Origin of the sequence: Streptomyces sp. NBC_00637, from assembly GCF_045161545.1 — a bacterium.
In the GTDB taxonomy this organism is placed as follows: Bacteria; Actinomycetota; Actinomycetes; order Streptomycetales; family Streptomycetaceae; genus Streptomyces.
In genome coordinates this window covers 5,941,685-5,956,873 of record NZ_CP109046.1, presented here as the reverse complement: position 1 = coordinate 5,956,873, position 15,189 = coordinate 5,941,685, and the positions used below count along the sequence as shown (strand labels likewise).

General features: G+C 73.1%; 17 protein-coding genes. 9 read left to right on the top strand and 8 right to left on the bottom strand.

Annotation, left to right across the window (positions count from 1 at the left end; all coding sequences use genetic code 11):
* Positions 1-14 precede the first annotated feature (14 nt).
* Positions 15-686, top strand: a complete 672-nt coding sequence (locus OG440_RS26140) for an O-methyltransferase (RefSeq protein WP_406009217.1) — start codon at positions 15-17, stop codon at positions 684-686.
* Positions 687-738: 52 nt separating this feature from the next.
* On the opposite strand, the gene OG440_RS26135 is transcribed toward OG440_RS26140, so the two are convergent.
* Positions 739-1,131 (bottom strand): hypothetical protein, encoded by a 393-nt coding sequence (locus OG440_RS26135; protein WP_406009216.1) that lies wholly within the window; start codon positions 1,129-1,131, stop codon positions 739-741.
* Between the two features lie 308 nt (positions 1,132-1,439).
* On the opposite strand from OG440_RS26135, the gene OG440_RS26130 reads away from it, so the two are divergent.
* Positions 1,440-1,883 (top strand): DUF1992 domain-containing protein, encoded by a 444-nt coding sequence (locus OG440_RS26130; RefSeq protein WP_406009215.1) that lies wholly within the window; start codon positions 1,440-1,442, stop codon positions 1,881-1,883.
* Here OG440_RS26130 and OG440_RS26125 read toward each other — a convergent pair.
* Positions 1,872-2,738: a hypothetical protein gene (locus OG440_RS26125; protein WP_406009214.1), complete on the bottom strand. Its 867-nt coding sequence runs from the start codon at positions 2,736-2,738 to the stop codon at positions 1,872-1,874. The two genes, OG440_RS26130 and OG440_RS26125, sit on opposite strands and share 12 nt — an antisense overlap.
* Positions 2,739-2,743: 5 nt before the next feature.
* Entirely contained in the window at positions 2,744-3,439 is a 696-nt protein-coding gene (locus tag OG440_RS26120) for a hypothetical protein (RefSeq protein WP_406009213.1), read from the bottom strand.
* A gap of 150 nt (positions 3,440-3,589) precedes the next feature.
* Here OG440_RS26120 and OG440_RS26115 point away from each other — a divergent pair, with 150 nt between their 5' ends.
* Positions 3,590-4,147, top strand: a complete 558-nt coding sequence (locus OG440_RS26115) for a GNAT family N-acetyltransferase (RefSeq protein ID WP_406009212.1) — start codon at positions 3,590-3,592, stop codon at positions 4,145-4,147.
* 35 nt (positions 4,148-4,182) lie between these two features.
* On the opposite strand, the gene OG440_RS26110 is transcribed toward OG440_RS26115, so the two are convergent.
* Positions 4,183-6,228, bottom strand: a complete 2,046-nt coding sequence (locus OG440_RS26110; RefSeq protein ID WP_406009211.1) for a DHA2 family efflux MFS transporter permease subunit — start codon at positions 6,226-6,228, stop codon at positions 4,183-4,185.
* A gap of 171 nt (positions 6,229-6,399) precedes the next feature.
* Here OG440_RS26110 and OG440_RS26105 point away from each other — a divergent pair, with 171 nt between their 5' ends.
* Entirely contained in the window at positions 6,400-7,506 is a 1,107-nt protein-coding gene (locus tag OG440_RS26105) for a peptidoglycan-binding protein (protein WP_406009210.1), read from the top strand.
* A 45-nt stretch (positions 7,507-7,551) separates the two neighbouring features.
* On the opposite strand, the gene OG440_RS26100 is transcribed toward OG440_RS26105, so the two are convergent.
* Together OG440_RS26100 and OG440_RS26095 are read right to left on the bottom strand one after the other, a co-directional pair.
* On the bottom strand, positions 7,552-8,199 hold the full coding sequence (locus tag OG440_RS26100; RefSeq protein WP_406009209.1) for an HAD-IA family hydrolase: 648 nt from the start codon (positions 8,197-8,199) through the stop codon (positions 7,552-7,554).
* A gap of 164 nt (positions 8,200-8,363) precedes the next feature.
* Positions 8,364-8,945: a TMEM165/GDT1 family protein gene (locus tag OG440_RS26095; RefSeq protein WP_406009208.1), complete on the bottom strand. Its 582-nt coding sequence runs from the start codon at positions 8,943-8,945 to the stop codon at positions 8,364-8,366.
* Between the two features lie 373 nt (positions 8,946-9,318).
* Here OG440_RS26095 and OG440_RS26090 point away from each other — a divergent pair, with 373 nt between their 5' ends.
* The 3 genes from OG440_RS26090 to OG440_RS26080 all read left to right on the top strand — a co-directional run bounded on the left by OG440_RS26090 (position 9,319) and on the right by OG440_RS26080 (position 12,501).
* A complete protein-coding gene (locus OG440_RS26090) occupies positions 9,319-9,963 on the top strand; it encodes an HNH endonuclease family protein (RefSeq protein ID WP_406009207.1) in 645 nt (214 codons plus the stop codon).
* A gap of 78 nt (positions 9,964-10,041) precedes the next feature.
* Positions 10,042-11,688 (top strand): alkaline phosphatase D family protein, encoded by a 1,647-nt coding sequence (locus tag OG440_RS26085; RefSeq protein ID WP_406009206.1) that lies wholly within the window; start codon positions 10,042-10,044, stop codon positions 11,686-11,688.
* 198 nt (positions 11,689-11,886) lie between these two features.
* Entirely contained in the window at positions 11,887-12,501 is a 615-nt protein-coding gene (locus tag OG440_RS26080; protein WP_406009205.1) for a DedA family protein, read from the top strand.
* A gap of 77 nt (positions 12,502-12,578) precedes the next feature.
* On the opposite strand, the gene OG440_RS26075 is transcribed toward OG440_RS26080, so the two are convergent.
* Complete coding sequence (locus tag OG440_RS26075) at positions 12,579-12,815, bottom strand: DUF2277 domain-containing protein (RefSeq protein ID WP_406009204.1); 237 nt, start codon at positions 12,813-12,815, stop codon at positions 12,579-12,581.
* A gap of 98 nt (positions 12,816-12,913) precedes the next feature.
* Here OG440_RS26075 and OG440_RS26070 point away from each other — a divergent pair, with 98 nt between their 5' ends.
* A complete protein-coding gene (locus tag OG440_RS26070; RefSeq protein WP_406009203.1) occupies positions 12,914-13,819 on the top strand; it encodes a ketopantoate reductase family protein in 906 nt (301 codons plus the stop codon).
* Here the strand turns inward: OG440_RS26070 and OG440_RS26065 are convergent.
* On the bottom strand, positions 13,809-14,351 hold the full coding sequence (locus tag OG440_RS26065; RefSeq protein WP_406009202.1) for a GNAT family N-acetyltransferase: 543 nt from the start codon (positions 14,349-14,351) through the stop codon (positions 13,809-13,811). The two genes, OG440_RS26070 and OG440_RS26065, sit on opposite strands and share 11 nt — an antisense overlap.
* Positions 14,352-14,462: 111 nt before the next feature.
* On the opposite strand from OG440_RS26065, the gene OG440_RS26060 reads away from it, so the two are divergent.
* On the top strand, positions 14,463-14,873 hold the full coding sequence (locus tag OG440_RS26060) for a thiol-disulfide oxidoreductase DCC family protein (protein ID WP_406009201.1): 411 nt from the start codon (positions 14,463-14,465) through the stop codon (positions 14,871-14,873).
* Positions 14,874-15,189 lie beyond the last annotated feature (316 nt).

Here is a 15,189-nt window from a genome sequence, read left to right as displayed (position 1 = left end):
GAGAGGCAGAGCGCATGAGCGAGTCGCAGGCCTGGGACGCCGTCGACGCCTACTTCACCGACCATCTCGCCCCGGACGACGAGGTGATGACGGCCGCGCTGCGTGACAGCGAGGCCGCCGGGCTGCCACCTGTCAACGTCACGGCGAACCAGGGCAAGCTGCTCCAGCTGCTCGCCGAGATCCAGGGGGCCCGCAACGTCCTGGAGATCGGCACGCTCGGCGGCTACAGCACGATCTGGCTGGCCCGCGCGCTCCCGGCCGACGGCCGGCTGATCTCCCTGGAGTACGACCCCCGGCACGCGGAGGTCGCCACCCGCAACATCGCGCGCGCGGGTCTCGACAAGCTGGTCGAGGTACGGGTCGGGCCGGCCCTGGAGTCGCTGCCGCTGCTGGCCGACGAGAACCCGCCGCCCTTCGACCTCGTCTTCATCGACGCCGACAAGGTCAACAACGCCCCCTACCTGGAGTGGGCGCTGAAGCTCACGAGCGTGGGCAGCCTCATCGTCGTCGACAACGTCGTACGGGAGGGCCGGGTCGCGGACGTGCACAGCGACGCGGAGGACGTGGTCGGCACCCGCGCCGCGATCGAACTGATCGGCTCGCACCCGCGGCTGAGCGGCACGGCCGTCCAGACGGTGGGGGCGAAGGGCTACGACGGCTTCGCCCTGGCACGTGTCCTGGCCTAGCCTCGGAGCCCTTTCCCCCCGCGAACTTCACGCCTCGTGACACCCGCGAATTTCACGCCTCGTGATAGAAGCCCACGTTGACGCTGCGCGGCCCGGTGCGGTCGAGGACGATGATCTCGCCGGAGCCGCCGCGCGCCAGCGGCATGGTCCCGCCGTAGGCGAGCGGCTGCGCGTACTGGCCGCTCACCAGCCGCACCTCGGACGACGGCTCGTCCTGCGAGCCGCGCAGCCACGACACCTGCCAGGTGCCGTCGGGGCCGCACAGGAACTCCAGGTGCACCCGGGAGACGAACAGCCAGTCGTCGGGGGTCGCGAGACGGCACAGGGACTTGTCCCGGCCCACCCGGAGCACGGCACCCGGGTCACTGGGCGAGTCGGCCATCAGCATGCCGGCCGTGGCGCCCTCTTCCGTCCCGGAGACGGTGGCCATGGTGAGTTCGAGCACGTGCGCTCCCCTTGCGGTGTCTTTGACATGCCTGTCGGCGTCCTGGGTCCCAGGACCTGTCGTTCGGATCATGCGGCGGGACGCGGAGCAGGCCACGCACACCTGCGGCGTTGTCGTCGGTCGCCGACTCCTCCATCGCGTCGACTCCCTCCTCCGCCTCGCAGTTGCACGCGTCCTGCTCCGCTCGACCCAGCCGACAAGGCACCGTGTCCCGGCGCCACCCGACCCGGACGACAGGTCCTAAGTGTGCTTGTACAGCGGCCGCATGATAAATCGCCCGGGCCCACCGCGTCCGGCACAATGGACGCATGACCGAGCGAAAGCCACCGGGTCTCCCGTTCGAGTCCTGGGTCGACAGGCAGATCCGTGAGGCGGAGCTGCGCGGCGAGTTCGCCCGACTGGCGGGAGCGGGCAAGCCGTTGCCCGAGGGTGCGGACACCACGTACGACGAACTCTGGTGGATCAAGCGCAAGATGGCCCGGGAGGGTCTCTCCGTGCTGCCGCCGACGCTCGCCCTGCGCAAGGAGGCCGAGGACGCGCTCGCGGCGGCGTACGCGGCGCCTTCGGAACGCCTGGTCCGGAAGATCATCACGGACGTCAACGTCAGACTGCGCGACATGATGTTCAAGCCGCCGCCCGGCCCCCCGCTGGGTATGAAGCCGTACGACGTCGAAGCGGTCGTACGCGAGTGGCGGGAGCGCCGGGCGGCGGCAGGTGGGTCGGCCGCAGGGGCCGAGGGCTCAGAGGTGTAGCAGCCGTTCGGTCAGTTCGCGGTAGTCCCGCAGGGCCAGGCGGAGCTGCTCGGTGTCGGCGGCCGTCGCGGCCTGCGCGGAGCGGTCCTTGCCGCCCTCTCCCGACTGCCAGGACCCGCGCAGGGTACGGCGTCGGCGGTCCACGGCGTCCGTGAAGCGCGCGGCGAGTTCCTCCAGCACCTGGTCGGCCTCCGCGACGGCGTCGCGCGGGCCGTCGACGAACCCGACGACCGCCTGCCGCATGCGGGAGGAGATCCGGTCGCACTCGTCGTCCGGCAGCAGGGACTCGCCGTGACCGCCGTGCTCGGCTGCGGCCGTGGTCGGTTCGCGGCCCGTGACGGTGTCCACCGCGCCCGCGTCCCGGTGCCGGGGCGCCGCCCCTTCGCCGGAGGCGCTGAGCGGACCCGCGTCCCGGCCGGCGCCGGCCGCGCGGCCACGCGCCGCACCGCCCGCGCTGCCCGCGCCGAAGTCGGAGCCGAGCGGTGTCGGCTCGCCCACGGCTGTCGTTCCGCGCGGCTCCGCCGACGTCCGTCCCCTCTCCCCCGGCAGGACGGTCTCCCCCGGCAGGGCCGTGTCGGTCTGCGGGACAGCCTCGCGGGTGCGCGCCGCCTCGTCGGCGTGGACGGCCTCTCCGGTCCGTGCGGCCTCGGCGGCCCGTGCCGTTTCGGCGGCACGTGCGGCGTCGGCGACGCGCGCGGTGTCCGCGGACTTCGCCACGCGCGGCCGGTCGCCCGCCGGTCGGCGGTTCTCCGGGCTCACGCCCGGTACGGCATCCGGGTTCGTAGCCGTGTCACGGGTCGTGTCCCGCGGGTCGGGCGTCGTGTTCGGTGTCGTGTTCGGTGTCAGGTCGGGCATGGCGGTCAGCCCTCCTTCGCCTGGTGACGGTGGAAGCCCCTCGGCAGCTGGTGGCCGGAGCGGGAACCGTCCTGGCTCACGCGCTGTCGCGTGCGCTGACGGTCGGCGCCGTGGGAGGCGTCGCCGACCAGGTCGTCGAAGAGGGCGCGGGCCTCGACCATGGCGGCCCGCATCTCCTCCGTGCCCGGTGCGCCGGACGTGCCGTTCGCGCTCGCGTCGCGCGTTGCGGCGCCGTTGACGCCCGCACGGGCGACGTGGTGGACGTGTCGGTAGCCGTGGATGTGATGCGCGTGGTGGACGGAGAGGGCGGCGAGCTGCTCCTCGTACTGGTCGCCGTCCGGGTAACCCCGGGCGCCGGCCACTTCGGCGAGCAGACGGTCGGCCTCGGTGACCGCTTCCTGGGGCGAGTCGACGAACCGCTCCTGCGCGGTCGTCCAGCGAGCCTCGAACATCTCGCGCTCGGCGGGCTCCAACGGGCGCTCGCGCAGCCCGCCGTGCCGCTCCACCAGGGCGTCGAGCTCGCGCTCGGCGGCCTTGACGTCCCCGTCGTGCCGGGCCACGGCACGGTCGTACTCGGGCCCGAAGCGACGCTTCAGACCGTGTCCGCCGTGCGAGCCGCGGGCCCGCACGGCCAGAACGGCCGCGACGGCGACGATGGCCGCCACGATCACGATCAGAGCGATGATCACTCCTGTGGACATGCCTTGCCTTCCGGTGTGTCGGCCCCACGGGCCGGTTCTCGGATCGGGTTGCCCGGACCGCCCCTCATAAACGGCCCGCGCGGCCGGGGGCGGGATCGCCGGGGCATATCCGGTTGCGGGACCGCCGGACCGCCCTCGGACAATGTGCGGATGACGACACCGCCGACCTGGACCATCACCACCGAACCCTTCGACGCCCCGGTCGCCCACGCCCTCTGGCGGGCGTACTACACCGAGGTCAGCGACCGCTACTACCTGCTGCACGAGGGGCGCAGGACCGACCCGGCCGAGCTGGAGCGGGAGATCGCCGCCCACACCGGAGCCGAACTCGCGCCGCCCGGCGGCCGGTTGCTCGTCGGGTGGTACGGCGGTGAACCGGCCGGCACCGCGGGTGTACGGCTGCGGGACGCCGGCACCGCCGAGCTCACCCGGGTGTTCGTCCGGGCCGGGCTGCGCGGCCGGGGCGGCGCGGCGCTCCTCGTCCGTGGCGCCGAGGACGCTGCCCGCGCGCTCGGCGCCACGCGGATGATCCTCGACACCCGCGGCGATCTCGTCGAGGCCCGTGCCCTGTACGCCCGACTGGGATACGCGGAGACCGAGCCGCACAACTCCGCCCCGTACGCGGACCACTGGTTCGGCAAGCCGCTCGGCCAGGAGGCACCTCGGGTGACGGCCACGGCCTCGGGTGACGGCTCGAATCCCGAGTGACGGCGAACGCCTCAGGTGAAGGCTCGGCCGGGACGTCAGGCGAGGCGGTGGTCGGGCAGCACCCGCCCGCCGTGCGGCTGTTCGCGGTCCGAGCCGCACAGCTCGCTGTTCAGTTCCCTGACGAGCTGGACCAGGTCGGTGGGCCGGTCGGGGCCCCACCAGTCGCCCAGCAGCGCGCCCAGGGATTCCTCGCGGACCTCGGCGAGCCGGTCGGCGACCTCGCGGCCCTCGTCGGTCAGCACCACGTCGAGGCCCTCGCGCACGACTAGGCCGCTCCCCTCGACCTGACGGACTGCGTCGATGATCACCGGCAGCGGGACGGTCGTGCGTTCGGCCAGCGTCGCCGGCTCGACACTGCCGCAGCGTTTGATCCGCAGCAGCAGCCAGCTCGACGCCGGGAGCAGGTCCTGGCCGGCCCGGGCGGTGATGTCCCGGTAGATCTCCCGGCGGCCCTCACGGGTGCCGAGGACGGACAGCGCCCGGCACACCTCGTCGTACGAGGACCGCTCCACCGGGTTGCTGGCGAGGGTCTCCGTCACGTCGGGCGCGGTGACCGAGCCGCGCAGCGGGTCCTCCCTGAGGAACCACGCGAGGACGAAGCCGACCAGGGCGACGGGGGCGGCGTACAGGAAGACGTCGGTGATGGCGGACGCGTACGCGTGCAGGGCCTGTGGTCGCAGGGTCGACGGCAGTTCGGAGATGCCGCGCGGGTCGGACTCGAGCCCGTCCACCGAGACCCCGGCCGGGAGGCGCACACCGCGGAAGGCGTCCGCGAGCTTGTCGCCCAGGCGGCTCGAGAAGATCGTGCCGAAGATCGCGACGCCGAAGGACGCGCCGATCGAGCGGAAGAAGGTCGCTCCGGAGGTGGCGACGCCGAGGTCCTCGTACGCGACGGCGTTCTGCACGATCAGCACCAGCACCTGCATGACCAGGCCGAGGCCGACACCGAACACGAAGAAGCAGGCGCTCATCGCGCCCGTGGAGCTGTGCTCGTCGAGCCGGTGCAGGAGGAGCAGGCCGAGGGTGGTGACGGCGGTGCCGGCGACCGGGAACACCTTCCAGCGGCCGGTGCGGCTGACGATCTGCCCGGAGGCGGTGGACGCCAGCAGCAGACCCGCCACCATCGGCAGCATGTGCACGCCGGACAGGGTCGGGGAGACGCCCTGCACCACCTGGAGGAAGGTCGGCAGGTACGTCATCGCGCCGAACATCGCGAAGCCGACGATGAAGCTGATCACCGCGGAGAGGGTGAAGGTGCGGATGCGGAACAGTTTCAGGGGGAGCACCGGTTCGGCGGCCCGCCGTTCCACGGCCACGAAGGCCACGATCAGCAGCACGCCCAGCACCGCCAGGCCGACGATCTGCGGCGAGGCCCAGTCCCAGGTGGTGCCGCCGAGGGACGCCACCAGGACCAGGCAGGTGGCGACCGCGGCGATGAGGAAGGTGCCGAGGTAGTCGATGACGTGCTTGGTCGACCTGCGCGGGATGTGCAGGACGGCCGCGATGACGGCGAGGGCGACGACGCCGACGGGCAGGTTGACGTAGAACACCCAGCGCCAGCTCAGATGCTCGGTGAACAGGCCGCCCAGCAGCGGGCCGAGGACACTGGTCGCGCCGAACACCGCGCCGAACAGGCCCTGGTAGCGGCCGCGGTCGCGCGGCGGGACGAGGTCGCCGACGATCGCCATCGACAGCACCATCAGGCCGCCGCCGCCCAGGCCCTGGAGGGCGCGGAAGGCGATCAGCTGCGGCATGTTTTGCGCCATTCCGCAGAGCGCCGAGCCGATCAGGAAGATGACGATGGCGGCCTGGAACAGCCTCTTCCGCCCGTACTGGTCACCGAGCTTGCCCCACAGCGGGGTCGCGGCCGTCGACGCCAGCAGGTACGCGGTGACCACCCACGACAGGTGCTCCATACCACCGAGTTCGCTGACGATCGTGGGCAGGGCGGTCGACACGATCGTCTGGTCCAGGGCGGCGAGCAGCATGCCGAGCAGGAGGGCGCCGATGGACACGAGAACGTTTCCGGACACGTGTTCGTCGCGCGGATCCGCCGGCTTGCTGCGCGCGTCCAAGACCATGGATGCCTCCTGAGGCTCTGGTGACCCTCTCCATCGTGATCGGTGTGACCCGTTATGGCCTCTCGAGTCCTCTTGCGCCCTGACGGAATACGACATTCCGGGGGTCGCGGGCAGCGCGGCGTGTGGAGGATCTGCATAATCTCTGGAGTTTGCATGGGGAGGGACGAACACGTGATCGATCCGACGGGGCACCAGGGGCACTCGGGGCAGCAGGGGCTGCCGTGCCCGGAGTGCGGGGCGCTCCGCGCGCTCGACAACACCCCGTCGTGCGCCTGCGCCCGGCGCGCCGCCGATGCCCAGCGCGACACGCGCACGACGGAGGCGGCCGCCGCGGAGGACTTCGATCCGCTGCGCATACGGCCCTACGTCGAGCTGGGCACCGAGGCCGGGGGCGAGCCCGTGGGCGGGCCGGCGGGGACCGCCGGTGCGGCCGACGTGACCATGCCGCTGCCGACCGTGGCGACCGCCCCCGCGACTCCCGTCCTTCCGGCCGACGCGACGATGCCGCTGCGCACCGCGCACCCGGCCGGTCAGGGGCCGGACATGACGGCGGCGCTGTCCACCCCTCTGGCGGCGTCCGGCGCCGAGCCGAGCACGACCGACCTGAGCCTGTTCGAGGCGGCGGACGTCGCCGCCCCGCACCCCGACGACGAGGAACCGCACCGTCCGCGCCGTCGCCGCACGCTGCTGATCGCGACGACCGCGGCCGTCGTGGCCGTGGTGGCGGCGGCCGGGTTCGCCTCCGGGCTGTTCAGCTACGAGAAGCCGACGCGGGACGGGGCCGCTCCCGAGGACGTGCGGGCGGCCGTGCCGGACGCCTCGACCAGCGCGGCCTCGCCGTCCGCCTCGCCGAGTCGTTCCGCGTCGCCGTCGGCCTCCGAGGCCTCGCCGTCGGCGTCCGAGAGCGAGCGTCCGTCGCCCTCCGCCTCGGAGTCGAGCGCCTCGCCCTCGACGTCCCCGTCCAGCGCGGTGGGACAGACCACGCCGACCGCCCGCGCGACCGGCTCCCTGGCGCCCGGGAACGGGGCCGACAACGAGGACGACCCCGCCGAAGCGGTCGTCCTGCGGCGGGGCGACAGGGGCGCCGAGGTGACGGAACTCCAGTTGCGGCTGCGGCAGCTGTTCCTCTACAACGGCGAGGCCGACGGCACGTTCAGCGGCGAGGTCGAGGACGCCCTGCGCAACTACCAGTGGTCGCGGGGGACCACGGAGGACGGCCTGGGCGTCTACGGAGCAGCGACCCGGAACCGCCTGGAGTCGGAGACGACGGAGCCGTAGCCAAGCGCGGCGCCGAGGCGTTTCACGCCGCGCCGCCGAGGCGTTTCACGCCACGTGGATCCGTACCCCGGATCCGTCCGCCGCCACCCGCACCCCGCGCAGGTCGCGCACCACCACGTCGGGTCCGTGCGCGGCGGCCCGCGGTCCCACTCCGACGACCCGCATCCCGGCGGCCCGGCCGGCCGCGATGCCCGCCCCTGAGTCCTCGAACACCACGCAGTCGGCCGGGGCGATCCCCAGCTCGGCCGCGCCCTTCAGGAAGCCCTCGGGGTCCGGCTTGCTCGCGCCGACCGACTCGGCGGTGACGCGGACGTCCGGGAGCGGCAGCCCGGCGGCGGTCATGCGGGCGGTCGACAGCGGGACGTCCGCCGAGGTGACCAGCGCGTGCGGGACGCCCCGCAGGGAGGCGAGGAACTCGGGCGCGCCGGGCACCGGCACGACGCCGTCCAGGTCGGCGGTCTCCTCCGCGAGCATGCGCGCGTTGTCCGCGTGGTTGAGGTGCACCGGCCGGTCGGGCAGCAGCACGGCCATCGAGGCGTACCCCTGGCGGCCGTGGACGACCTTCATGACCTCGTCGCCGTCGAGCCCGTGCGCGCCGGCCCAGCGGCGCCAGATCCGCTCCACGACGACGTCGGAGTTCACGAGGGTGCCGTCCATGTCGAGCAGGAGGGCGCGGGCGGTGAGGACCGGCATCAGCAACTCCAGGGAGGAAGAGACAAGGCGGCCCCGCCCGCCGGTCAGGGAAAACGGACGGGAGCCACTTTGTTTCTCCACGGTACAAAACAATCGGGGTCCACCGCCACCCCGGCCGCGAGATGCCGGACGGCGTTCATCCGCCGTTCGGCTCGGCCCGCCCCTCAGCCGGCGATCGCCTCCCACAGGCTCCACACCCCGAGCGCCAGCATCAGCAGCGCCGCGATCTGCGTGATCAGCTTCAGCGGCACCCGCCTCATCAGCGCCTTTCCGCCGACGATGCCGAGTCCGGCCACCGCCCACAGCGCCAGCACCGCGCCCAGTCCGACGGAGAGCGGATCGTCGTAGCGGGCCGCGAGGTTCGCCGTCATGATCTGGGTGAGATCGCCGAACTCGGCGACCAGGATCAGCATGAAGCCCGCGCCCGCGACCTTCCAGAAGGACTGGTTCTCGGGCCGCCGGACCTCCTCCTCGCCCTCGTCCTTCTTCATCAGCAGCACCGCCGCGCCGCCCAGGAAGAGGACACCGGTCAGCGCGTGCACGAGCTGCTGCGGGAGCAGGGTCAGCACGCTGCCCGCCGCGACGGCCAGCGCGACATGCAGCGCGAAGGCGGCGGCGACCCCGGCGAAGACGTACGAGGCGCGGTAGCGGGTGCCGAGGACGAGACCGGCGAGCGCGGTCTTGTCCGGCAGTTCGGCCAGGAAGACGACGCCGAAGACGACCGCCGTCACGGTGATGCTGAGCAAGGTTCCTCAATCGGTCGGGGCCGCCCCACCGAGAGTCCTGAACGCTTCAGGAGAGACACCTCGGCACGGCAGCACACATGTCACCCCTGCCGTCGGGCAGGGATGTGCACTGCTTGCCGAAGGTCTCGCTGGCCGACCCCTGACGGGTCCGCCTCCGGGCGCCGGCTCAGACGAGCTGAGCAGTATGTCGACGGTCCGGCGAAGAGCTACTCCCCTTCTGCGTTCCCCAGTGTACGAGATCGTTCTGCCATAAACCTTGTCGTGTCATGTACGTGTCACTAGTTTCTCACCGGACGCACATCTCCCCGCAACGTGCGACCGCGAGCATTCCCACGCTCGCGCTCCAACACCCCGCCTCCCCCATGGAGTTCGCATGTCGAAGTTCTACGCGCGTGGACGGTTGAGCATACTCGCCGCCCTCACCGGCCTCATAGCCTCGGTCGGGCTGCTCAACCCCCCGGCCGCCTCCGCCGCGCTCCCCACCCCGGTGAGCGCCGCCACCGCCCGCACCTACCTCGCCTCGCTCACCGTGAAGACCGAGAGCCGCACCGGCTACGACCGCGACCTCTTCCCCACCTGGATCACCATCAGCGGCACGTGCAACACACGTGAGTACATCCTCAAGCGGGACGGTACGAACGTCGTCACCAACTCCGCCTGCACCGCCACCAGCGGCAGCTGGTACTCCCCCTACGACGGCGCCACCTGGACCGCCGCCTCCGACCTGGACATCGACCACATGGTCCCGCTCGCCGAGGCCTGGGACTCGGGGGCCAGCGGCTGGACCACCGCCCAGCGCCAGGCCTTCGCCAACGACGTCACCCGCCCCCAGCTGATCGCCGTCACGGACAACGTGAACCAGTCCAAGAGCGACCAGGACCCGGCGGAGTGGATGCCGTCCGTCACCTCGTACCGGTGCACCTACGTCCGCGCCTGGGTCCAGGTGAAGTACTACTACAACCTCGCGGTCGACTCCGCCGAGAAGAGCGCGCTCACGAGCTACCTCGCGAGCTGCTGATCGACTCGTGACCGCAGGGATCTCGCCACTCTCCTCCGTCGTTCCGTACCGTACGGGGCGACGGAGGAGGGCGATCGCGTGGCCGGACTGCGGCTGGGACCAGTACTGAGGTACGCCGACGGCTCGACGGCGACCGTGTGGATCGAGTCGAGCCGCCCGTGTGCCGCCGAGGTGCGCTGCGCGGACGGCGCGAGCGGCACCGCCGACACCTTCCAGGTGGCGGGCCACCACTACGCGCTCGTCCAGGTGACGGGCCTGACGGCGGGCACGGCCACGGCGTACGAGGTGTTCCTCGACGGCGCCCGGGTGTGGCCGGCGCCCGACTCCCGTTTCCCGCCCTCGGAGATCCGCACCCCCGCCGCGGTCGGCGCCGACGGTGACGGCGCCGAGGTCCGGGTGGCGTTCGGCTCCTGCCGCTGGGCGGCGCCCCCAGCCGGCGGCCACGACCCCGTGGGCCCCGACGCCCTGGACAGCCTGGCGGCGCGCCTCGCCGCCGATCCGGCGGCCGAACGGCCCGACGTCCTGCTGCTCCTCGGCGATCAGGTCTACGCCGACGAGGTCTCCGACGCCACCCGGGAACGGATCGCCGCCCGCCGCGGGCTCACCGATCCGCCGGGCGCCGAGGTCGCGGACTTCGAGGAGTACACCTGGCTCTACTACGAGTCGTGGCTCGACCCCGAGGTGCGCTGGCTGCTGTCCACCGTGCCCAGTTGCATGGTCTTCGACGACCATGACGTCATCGACGACTGGAACACCTCCGCCTCCTGGCTGGCCGACATGCGGGCCACCCCCTGGTGGCGCGAACGGCTGCAGAGCGGCCTGATGTCGTACTGGGTGCACCAGCACCTCGGGAACCTCTCCCCGGCCGAGCTGGCCACCGACCCGCTCTACGCCGCCGTACGCGAGGCCCCCGACGGCACCGACGCGCTGCGTGCCTTCGCCTGCCGTGCCGACGCGGACCCGGCGTCCGTGCGGTGGAGCTACCGGCGCGACTTCGGACGCGTGCGGCTGCTGATGGTCGACAGCAGGGCCGCCCGGGTCCTCGACGAGGACGAGCGCTCGATGCTCGGCGCGGGAGAGAGCTCCTGGCTGCGCGAGCAGGCCCTGGACGGTCCCGGCTCCTTCGACCACCTCCTGATCGGCACCTCGCTGCCCTGGCTGCTGCCGCATCTGGTGCACGACGCCGAGGAGTGGGACGCGGCGCTGTGCCGGGGCGAGCGCGGGGCGCGCTGGGCGCGCATCGGGGAGAAGGTGCGGCGCGGGGCGGATCTGGAGCACTGGGCGGCCTTCCCGCGGTCCTTCGCCGCGCTGGCCGAGCTGATCGCCGAGACGGGGACCGGGACGAGCGCGCCGGCGAGCGTGCTCGTGCTCTCCGGGGACGTGCACCACGCCTACGTGGCCGAGCCGTACTGGCACGAGGGCGGCGGCCCCGACGCGCGGGTGCTCCAGCTCACCTGCTCCCCCGTGCACAACTCCGTCCCGCTGTCGATCCGGGTGGGTTTCCGCTTCGGCTGGAGTGCCGTGGCCCGGGCGCTCGGCCGCCGGCTGCGGCGGCACGGCCGCTGTCCCCGGCCGCCCGTCGGCTGGCGCAAGAAGGGCGGGCCGTGGTTCGGCAACCAGCTCATGTTCCTCACCCTGCGCGGGCGTTCGGCGCGGCTTCGGCTGGAACAGGCGCAGGACGACGGGTCGCTGACGGCGGTGCGGGAGGCCGACCTGACGTCCTGATCCGGCACGGCCCGACACCGCGGTGCGGCACGAGGCCCGGACACGCGGTGAACATGCCGCACCGAACACATGAGCCCCCCGTGAAACTGCTGTCACACTCCGGGCGTACGCTGTATGGCTGTCATTGGCCGCACCTGCCGCTCCCCCGCGACACAGCGGCACGGTCGGCCGTCACGGGGGAGACACGGGGAGTCAGTGGTGTTCGAAAGTGTGGGGGTTTTGCTCGGCAGCCCATGGATCTACGCGGTGGTGGGCCTGTCGGTCCTCCTCGACGTGTTCCTGCCGGTGCTGCCCAGCGGCGTGCTCGTCATCACGGCCGCGACGGCCGCGGCGGCGGGTTCGGGGGCGGCGACCGGTCAGGTGCCGCACGACGTACCGGACATCATGGTCCTGATCCTCTCCGCGACGACCGCCTCGGTGCTCGGCGACCTGGTGGCCTACCGGCTGGCCTGGCGCGGCGGTGAGCGCCTGGACCGGGCGATCTCCCGCTCCCGCCGGCTGACCACCGCGCAGGAACGTCTCGGCGAGGCACTGGCCCGGGGCGGGGGCGCCCTGGTCGTGCTGGCCCGCTTCGCCCCCGCGGGCCGTTCCGTCGTCTCCCTCATCGCCGGGGCCGCCCATCGCCGCCCCCGCGACTTCCTCCCCTGGTCCGCCCTGGCCGGTCTCTCCTGGGCGGGCTACAGCGCCGCCCTCGGCTACTTCGGCGCGCACTGGCTGGGCACGACGTGGCTCGCCACGGGCGTGTCGCTGCTCGCGCTGTTCGGCGCGGGCGCCGGCGCGGCGTACGTCATGCGACGGCAGCCGGCGGCCTAGCACTCGACCCGAGGGCCGCCCTGCCCCACGCCCCGCCGCGTGACGCCGTACGGGCCGCGTGAGCCGAACCGCAGGGCCTACGGGTGCGCCGCCGCGCCCCGGCCGGCGCCGCGCACCTCCAGGCCGTCCAGCAACTCCGCCGTGGCCGCGGCGACGACCTCGACCGCCCGCTCGAACACCTCCCGGTTGTGCTCGGCCGGTGCCCGGAAGCCGGACACCTTACGGACGTACTGAAGGGCTGCGGCGCGCACATCGTCCTCCGTCGCCTTCTCGGGCAGGGCGGGGGGACGCAGCGTCTTGATACTCCGGCACATGTCTCCCAGTCTGCCCCGGCGCCCCGCCCTCGTGCCATGATCACCTCCGAGGCGGCCACCGCACCCGCGGGGCCGACCGACGAGAGGGACAACAGAACATGACGAAGAACAGCCTCAGCGTCGCCGTACTCGGCCCGGGCGGGGTGGGCGGCCTGCTCGCGGCCCTGCTGTCCCGCGCCGGCCACCAGGTGACCTGCCTGGCCGGCGAGGAGACCGCCGCGGCCCTGCGCGCCGACGGCATCCGCGTCGGCAGCACCCCGTTCGGCGACTTCACGGCCCCCGTCGCGGCGGACACCGCACTGCGCGCGCCCGTCGACGCGGTACTGATCACCGTCAAGCACACCGCCCTCGACGCGGCCCTGACCCGTGTCCCCGCCTCGGCTCTCGGCACGGACACCCTCCTGGTGCCGTTCCTGAACGGTGTCGAGCACCCGGCGGCCCTGCGCGCCCGGTACCGGCCGGACCGGATCGCCCCGGCCGTCGTCCGGGTCGAGTCCACCCGGGTCGCGCCGGGAGTGATCGAGCACGGGAGCGGCTTCGCCGAGATCGACCTGACCGGCGACGCCGTGCCGCGCCCGCGCCTGGACGCGCTCGCCCGGGCGCTGGAGGAGGCCGGTCCGACCGTCCGCGTACTGCCGGACGAGACGGCCGTCCTGTGGGCCAAGATGGCCTTCCTCGCGCCGCTCGCCCTGCTCACCACCCGGCACGGTCTGCCGCTGGGCGAGATCCGCACCCGGCACCGCGAGGAACTGACCGCCCTGGTCGAGGAGACCGCCGCCGTCAGCCGCGCCTGCGGCGCCCCCGCCGACCCGGCCGGGGCGATGGCCCGCTACGACTCCTTCGCCCCCGGCACGAAGTCGTCCATGCAGCGTGACGCCGAGGCGGGGCGGCCCCTCGAACTCGACGCGATCGGCGGGGCGTTGCTGCGCGCGGCCGAGCGGCACGGGGTTGCGGTGCCGGTGGCCACGCGCCTGGTGCGGGAAGTGGCGGCCGCTACCCGGTAGCGGCGGCGGCCGGCCCGGTGCGCAGGTCGACGTACCAGTCGTTGGACATGATCGGGTTGCCCTTCGGGTATTCGAAGGGGACCTGACCGAGCAGGGTGAACCCGGCCTTGCGGCACACCCCGTTGGACGCGGCGTGGTCCACCACGGGGAACGCGTGCAGGGCCGGGTGGCCACCGTGTCCGACCTGCCGCCGTACGACGTCGACGAGCGCCCGGGCCGCCGTCGCGGCGAGCCCCCTGCCCTGGAACTCGGGCAGGATCCCCCAGCCCGTCTCCCACACCGGCTCGCCCCGCCACTCTCGCTCCCAGTACCCGATCGAGCCGACGCTCTCCCCGGTCTCCGCGAGCGTGACCCGGTACATGAGCCCGGCGAACGGCTCCACATAGCGCCGGTGCCGGTCGGCGAGTTTCTCCTCGCTCTCCGGCCCGCCCAGATGTTCCGTCATCGCGGGGCTGTTGGCCCTCCGCAGCAGCCAGAAGTCACCCTCCGACCAGGGCAGCAACCGCACCTGCTCCACATCCCGTTCATCCATGCGGATCACCCTAGGGGCCGGGTCCGACACCGGCGGCGACCGCCGCCGTGCGACGCTGCGGGGAGGAAACAGTCAGCGCCCCCACCCCGTGTGGGGGGTGGAGGGAATCCCGTGACCAGCCCCGCTCCGCACGGACCGCGCTCCGCGGCCCCGGTCCTCGCCTACGACGGGGACTGCGGCTTCTGCCAGGCGTCCGTCGACCGCATCCGTGACCTCGCCGCACCGACGCTGGAAGCGGTTCCGTGGCAGTTTCTGCCCGCGGAGTCGACCGCGTCCCATCTCGGACGGCTGGACCGGGAGGTGTTGTTGCTGCGGGGCGGCAGGGTTCTCGCGGGCGGGGCCGACGCGCTGGCCCGCTGGCTGGGGACCTCGCCGTCGGCCGGTTACCGCACGCTCTCCGCCGTCGTCCGGCTGCCCGGCGTCCGGGTCTGCGCCCGCGTGGTCTACCGCTGGGTGTCGCGCAACCGTCACCGCCTGCCCGGCGCCACCCCGGCGTGCGCGGTACCGCCGCGCGGCGAGTGAAGCGCCTCACGCGTCGCCGGCCGCCTCGCCCACGCGAAGCCGATTCGGCTGCGCCGCCCGGCCGCCGAAGGCTAGTGTTCGAGTCCGTCGAGTGACTCACGAGGAGCCAGGAGATGCCCGGTCGTCCGAGCGCGCGTTGACGTCGTAGGCCGTGATCGGCCCGTCATCGCGTGCTGCCCTTGATGTTGCGGCACAGCGAGCCCTTCTCCCTGCCCGATCCGCCGCCGCTGTGATGCGCGGCGGGGGCGGGTCTCGTTGCCGGCCATCCGAGGGATCCCCGTGTCGTCCGCCTCCTCCGCCCCGTCCGGCCCCGCCG

Bases quoted from the DNA above. Each gene is read 5' to 3' on its own strand.
- OG440_RS26120 (WP_406009213.1), bottom strand. From the start codon at position 3,439: ATGTCCACAGGAGTGATCATCGCTCTGATCGTGATCGTGGCGGCCATC.
- OG440_RS26115 (WP_406009212.1), top strand. From the start codon at position 3,590: ATGACGACACCGCCGACCTGGACCATCACCACCGAACCCTTCGACGCC.
- OG440_RS26110 (WP_406009211.1), bottom strand. From the start codon at position 6,228: ATGGTCTTGGACGCGCGCAGCAAGCCGGCGGATCCGCGCGACGAACAC.
- OG440_RS26140 (WP_406009217.1), top strand. From the start codon at position 15: ATGAGCGAGTCGCAGGCCTGGGACGCCGTCGACGCCTACTTCACCGAC.
- OG440_RS26125 (WP_406009214.1), bottom strand. From the start codon at position 2,738: ATGCCCGACCTGACACCGAACACGACACCGAACACGACGCCCGACCCG.
- OG440_RS26090 (WP_406009207.1), top strand. From the start codon at position 9,319: ATGTCGAAGTTCTACGCGCGTGGACGGTTGAGCATACTCGCCGCCCTC.
- OG440_RS26130 (WP_406009215.1), top strand. From the start codon at position 1,440: ATGACCGAGCGAAAGCCACCGGGTCTCCCGTTCGAGTCCTGGGTCGAC.
- OG440_RS26100 (WP_406009209.1), bottom strand. From the start codon at position 8,199: ATGCCGGTCCTCACCGCCCGCGCCCTCCTGCTCGACATGGACGGCACC.
- OG440_RS26065 (WP_406009202.1), bottom strand. From the start codon at position 14,351: ATGGATGAACGGGATGTGGAGCAGGTGCGGTTGCTGCCCTGGTCGGAG.
- OG440_RS26075 (WP_406009204.1), bottom strand. From the start codon at position 12,815: ATGTGCCGGAGTATCAAGACGCTGCGTCCCCCCGCCCTGCCCGAGAAG.
- OG440_RS26070 (WP_406009203.1), top strand. From the start codon at position 12,914: ATGACGAAGAACAGCCTCAGCGTCGCCGTACTCGGCCCGGGCGGGGTG.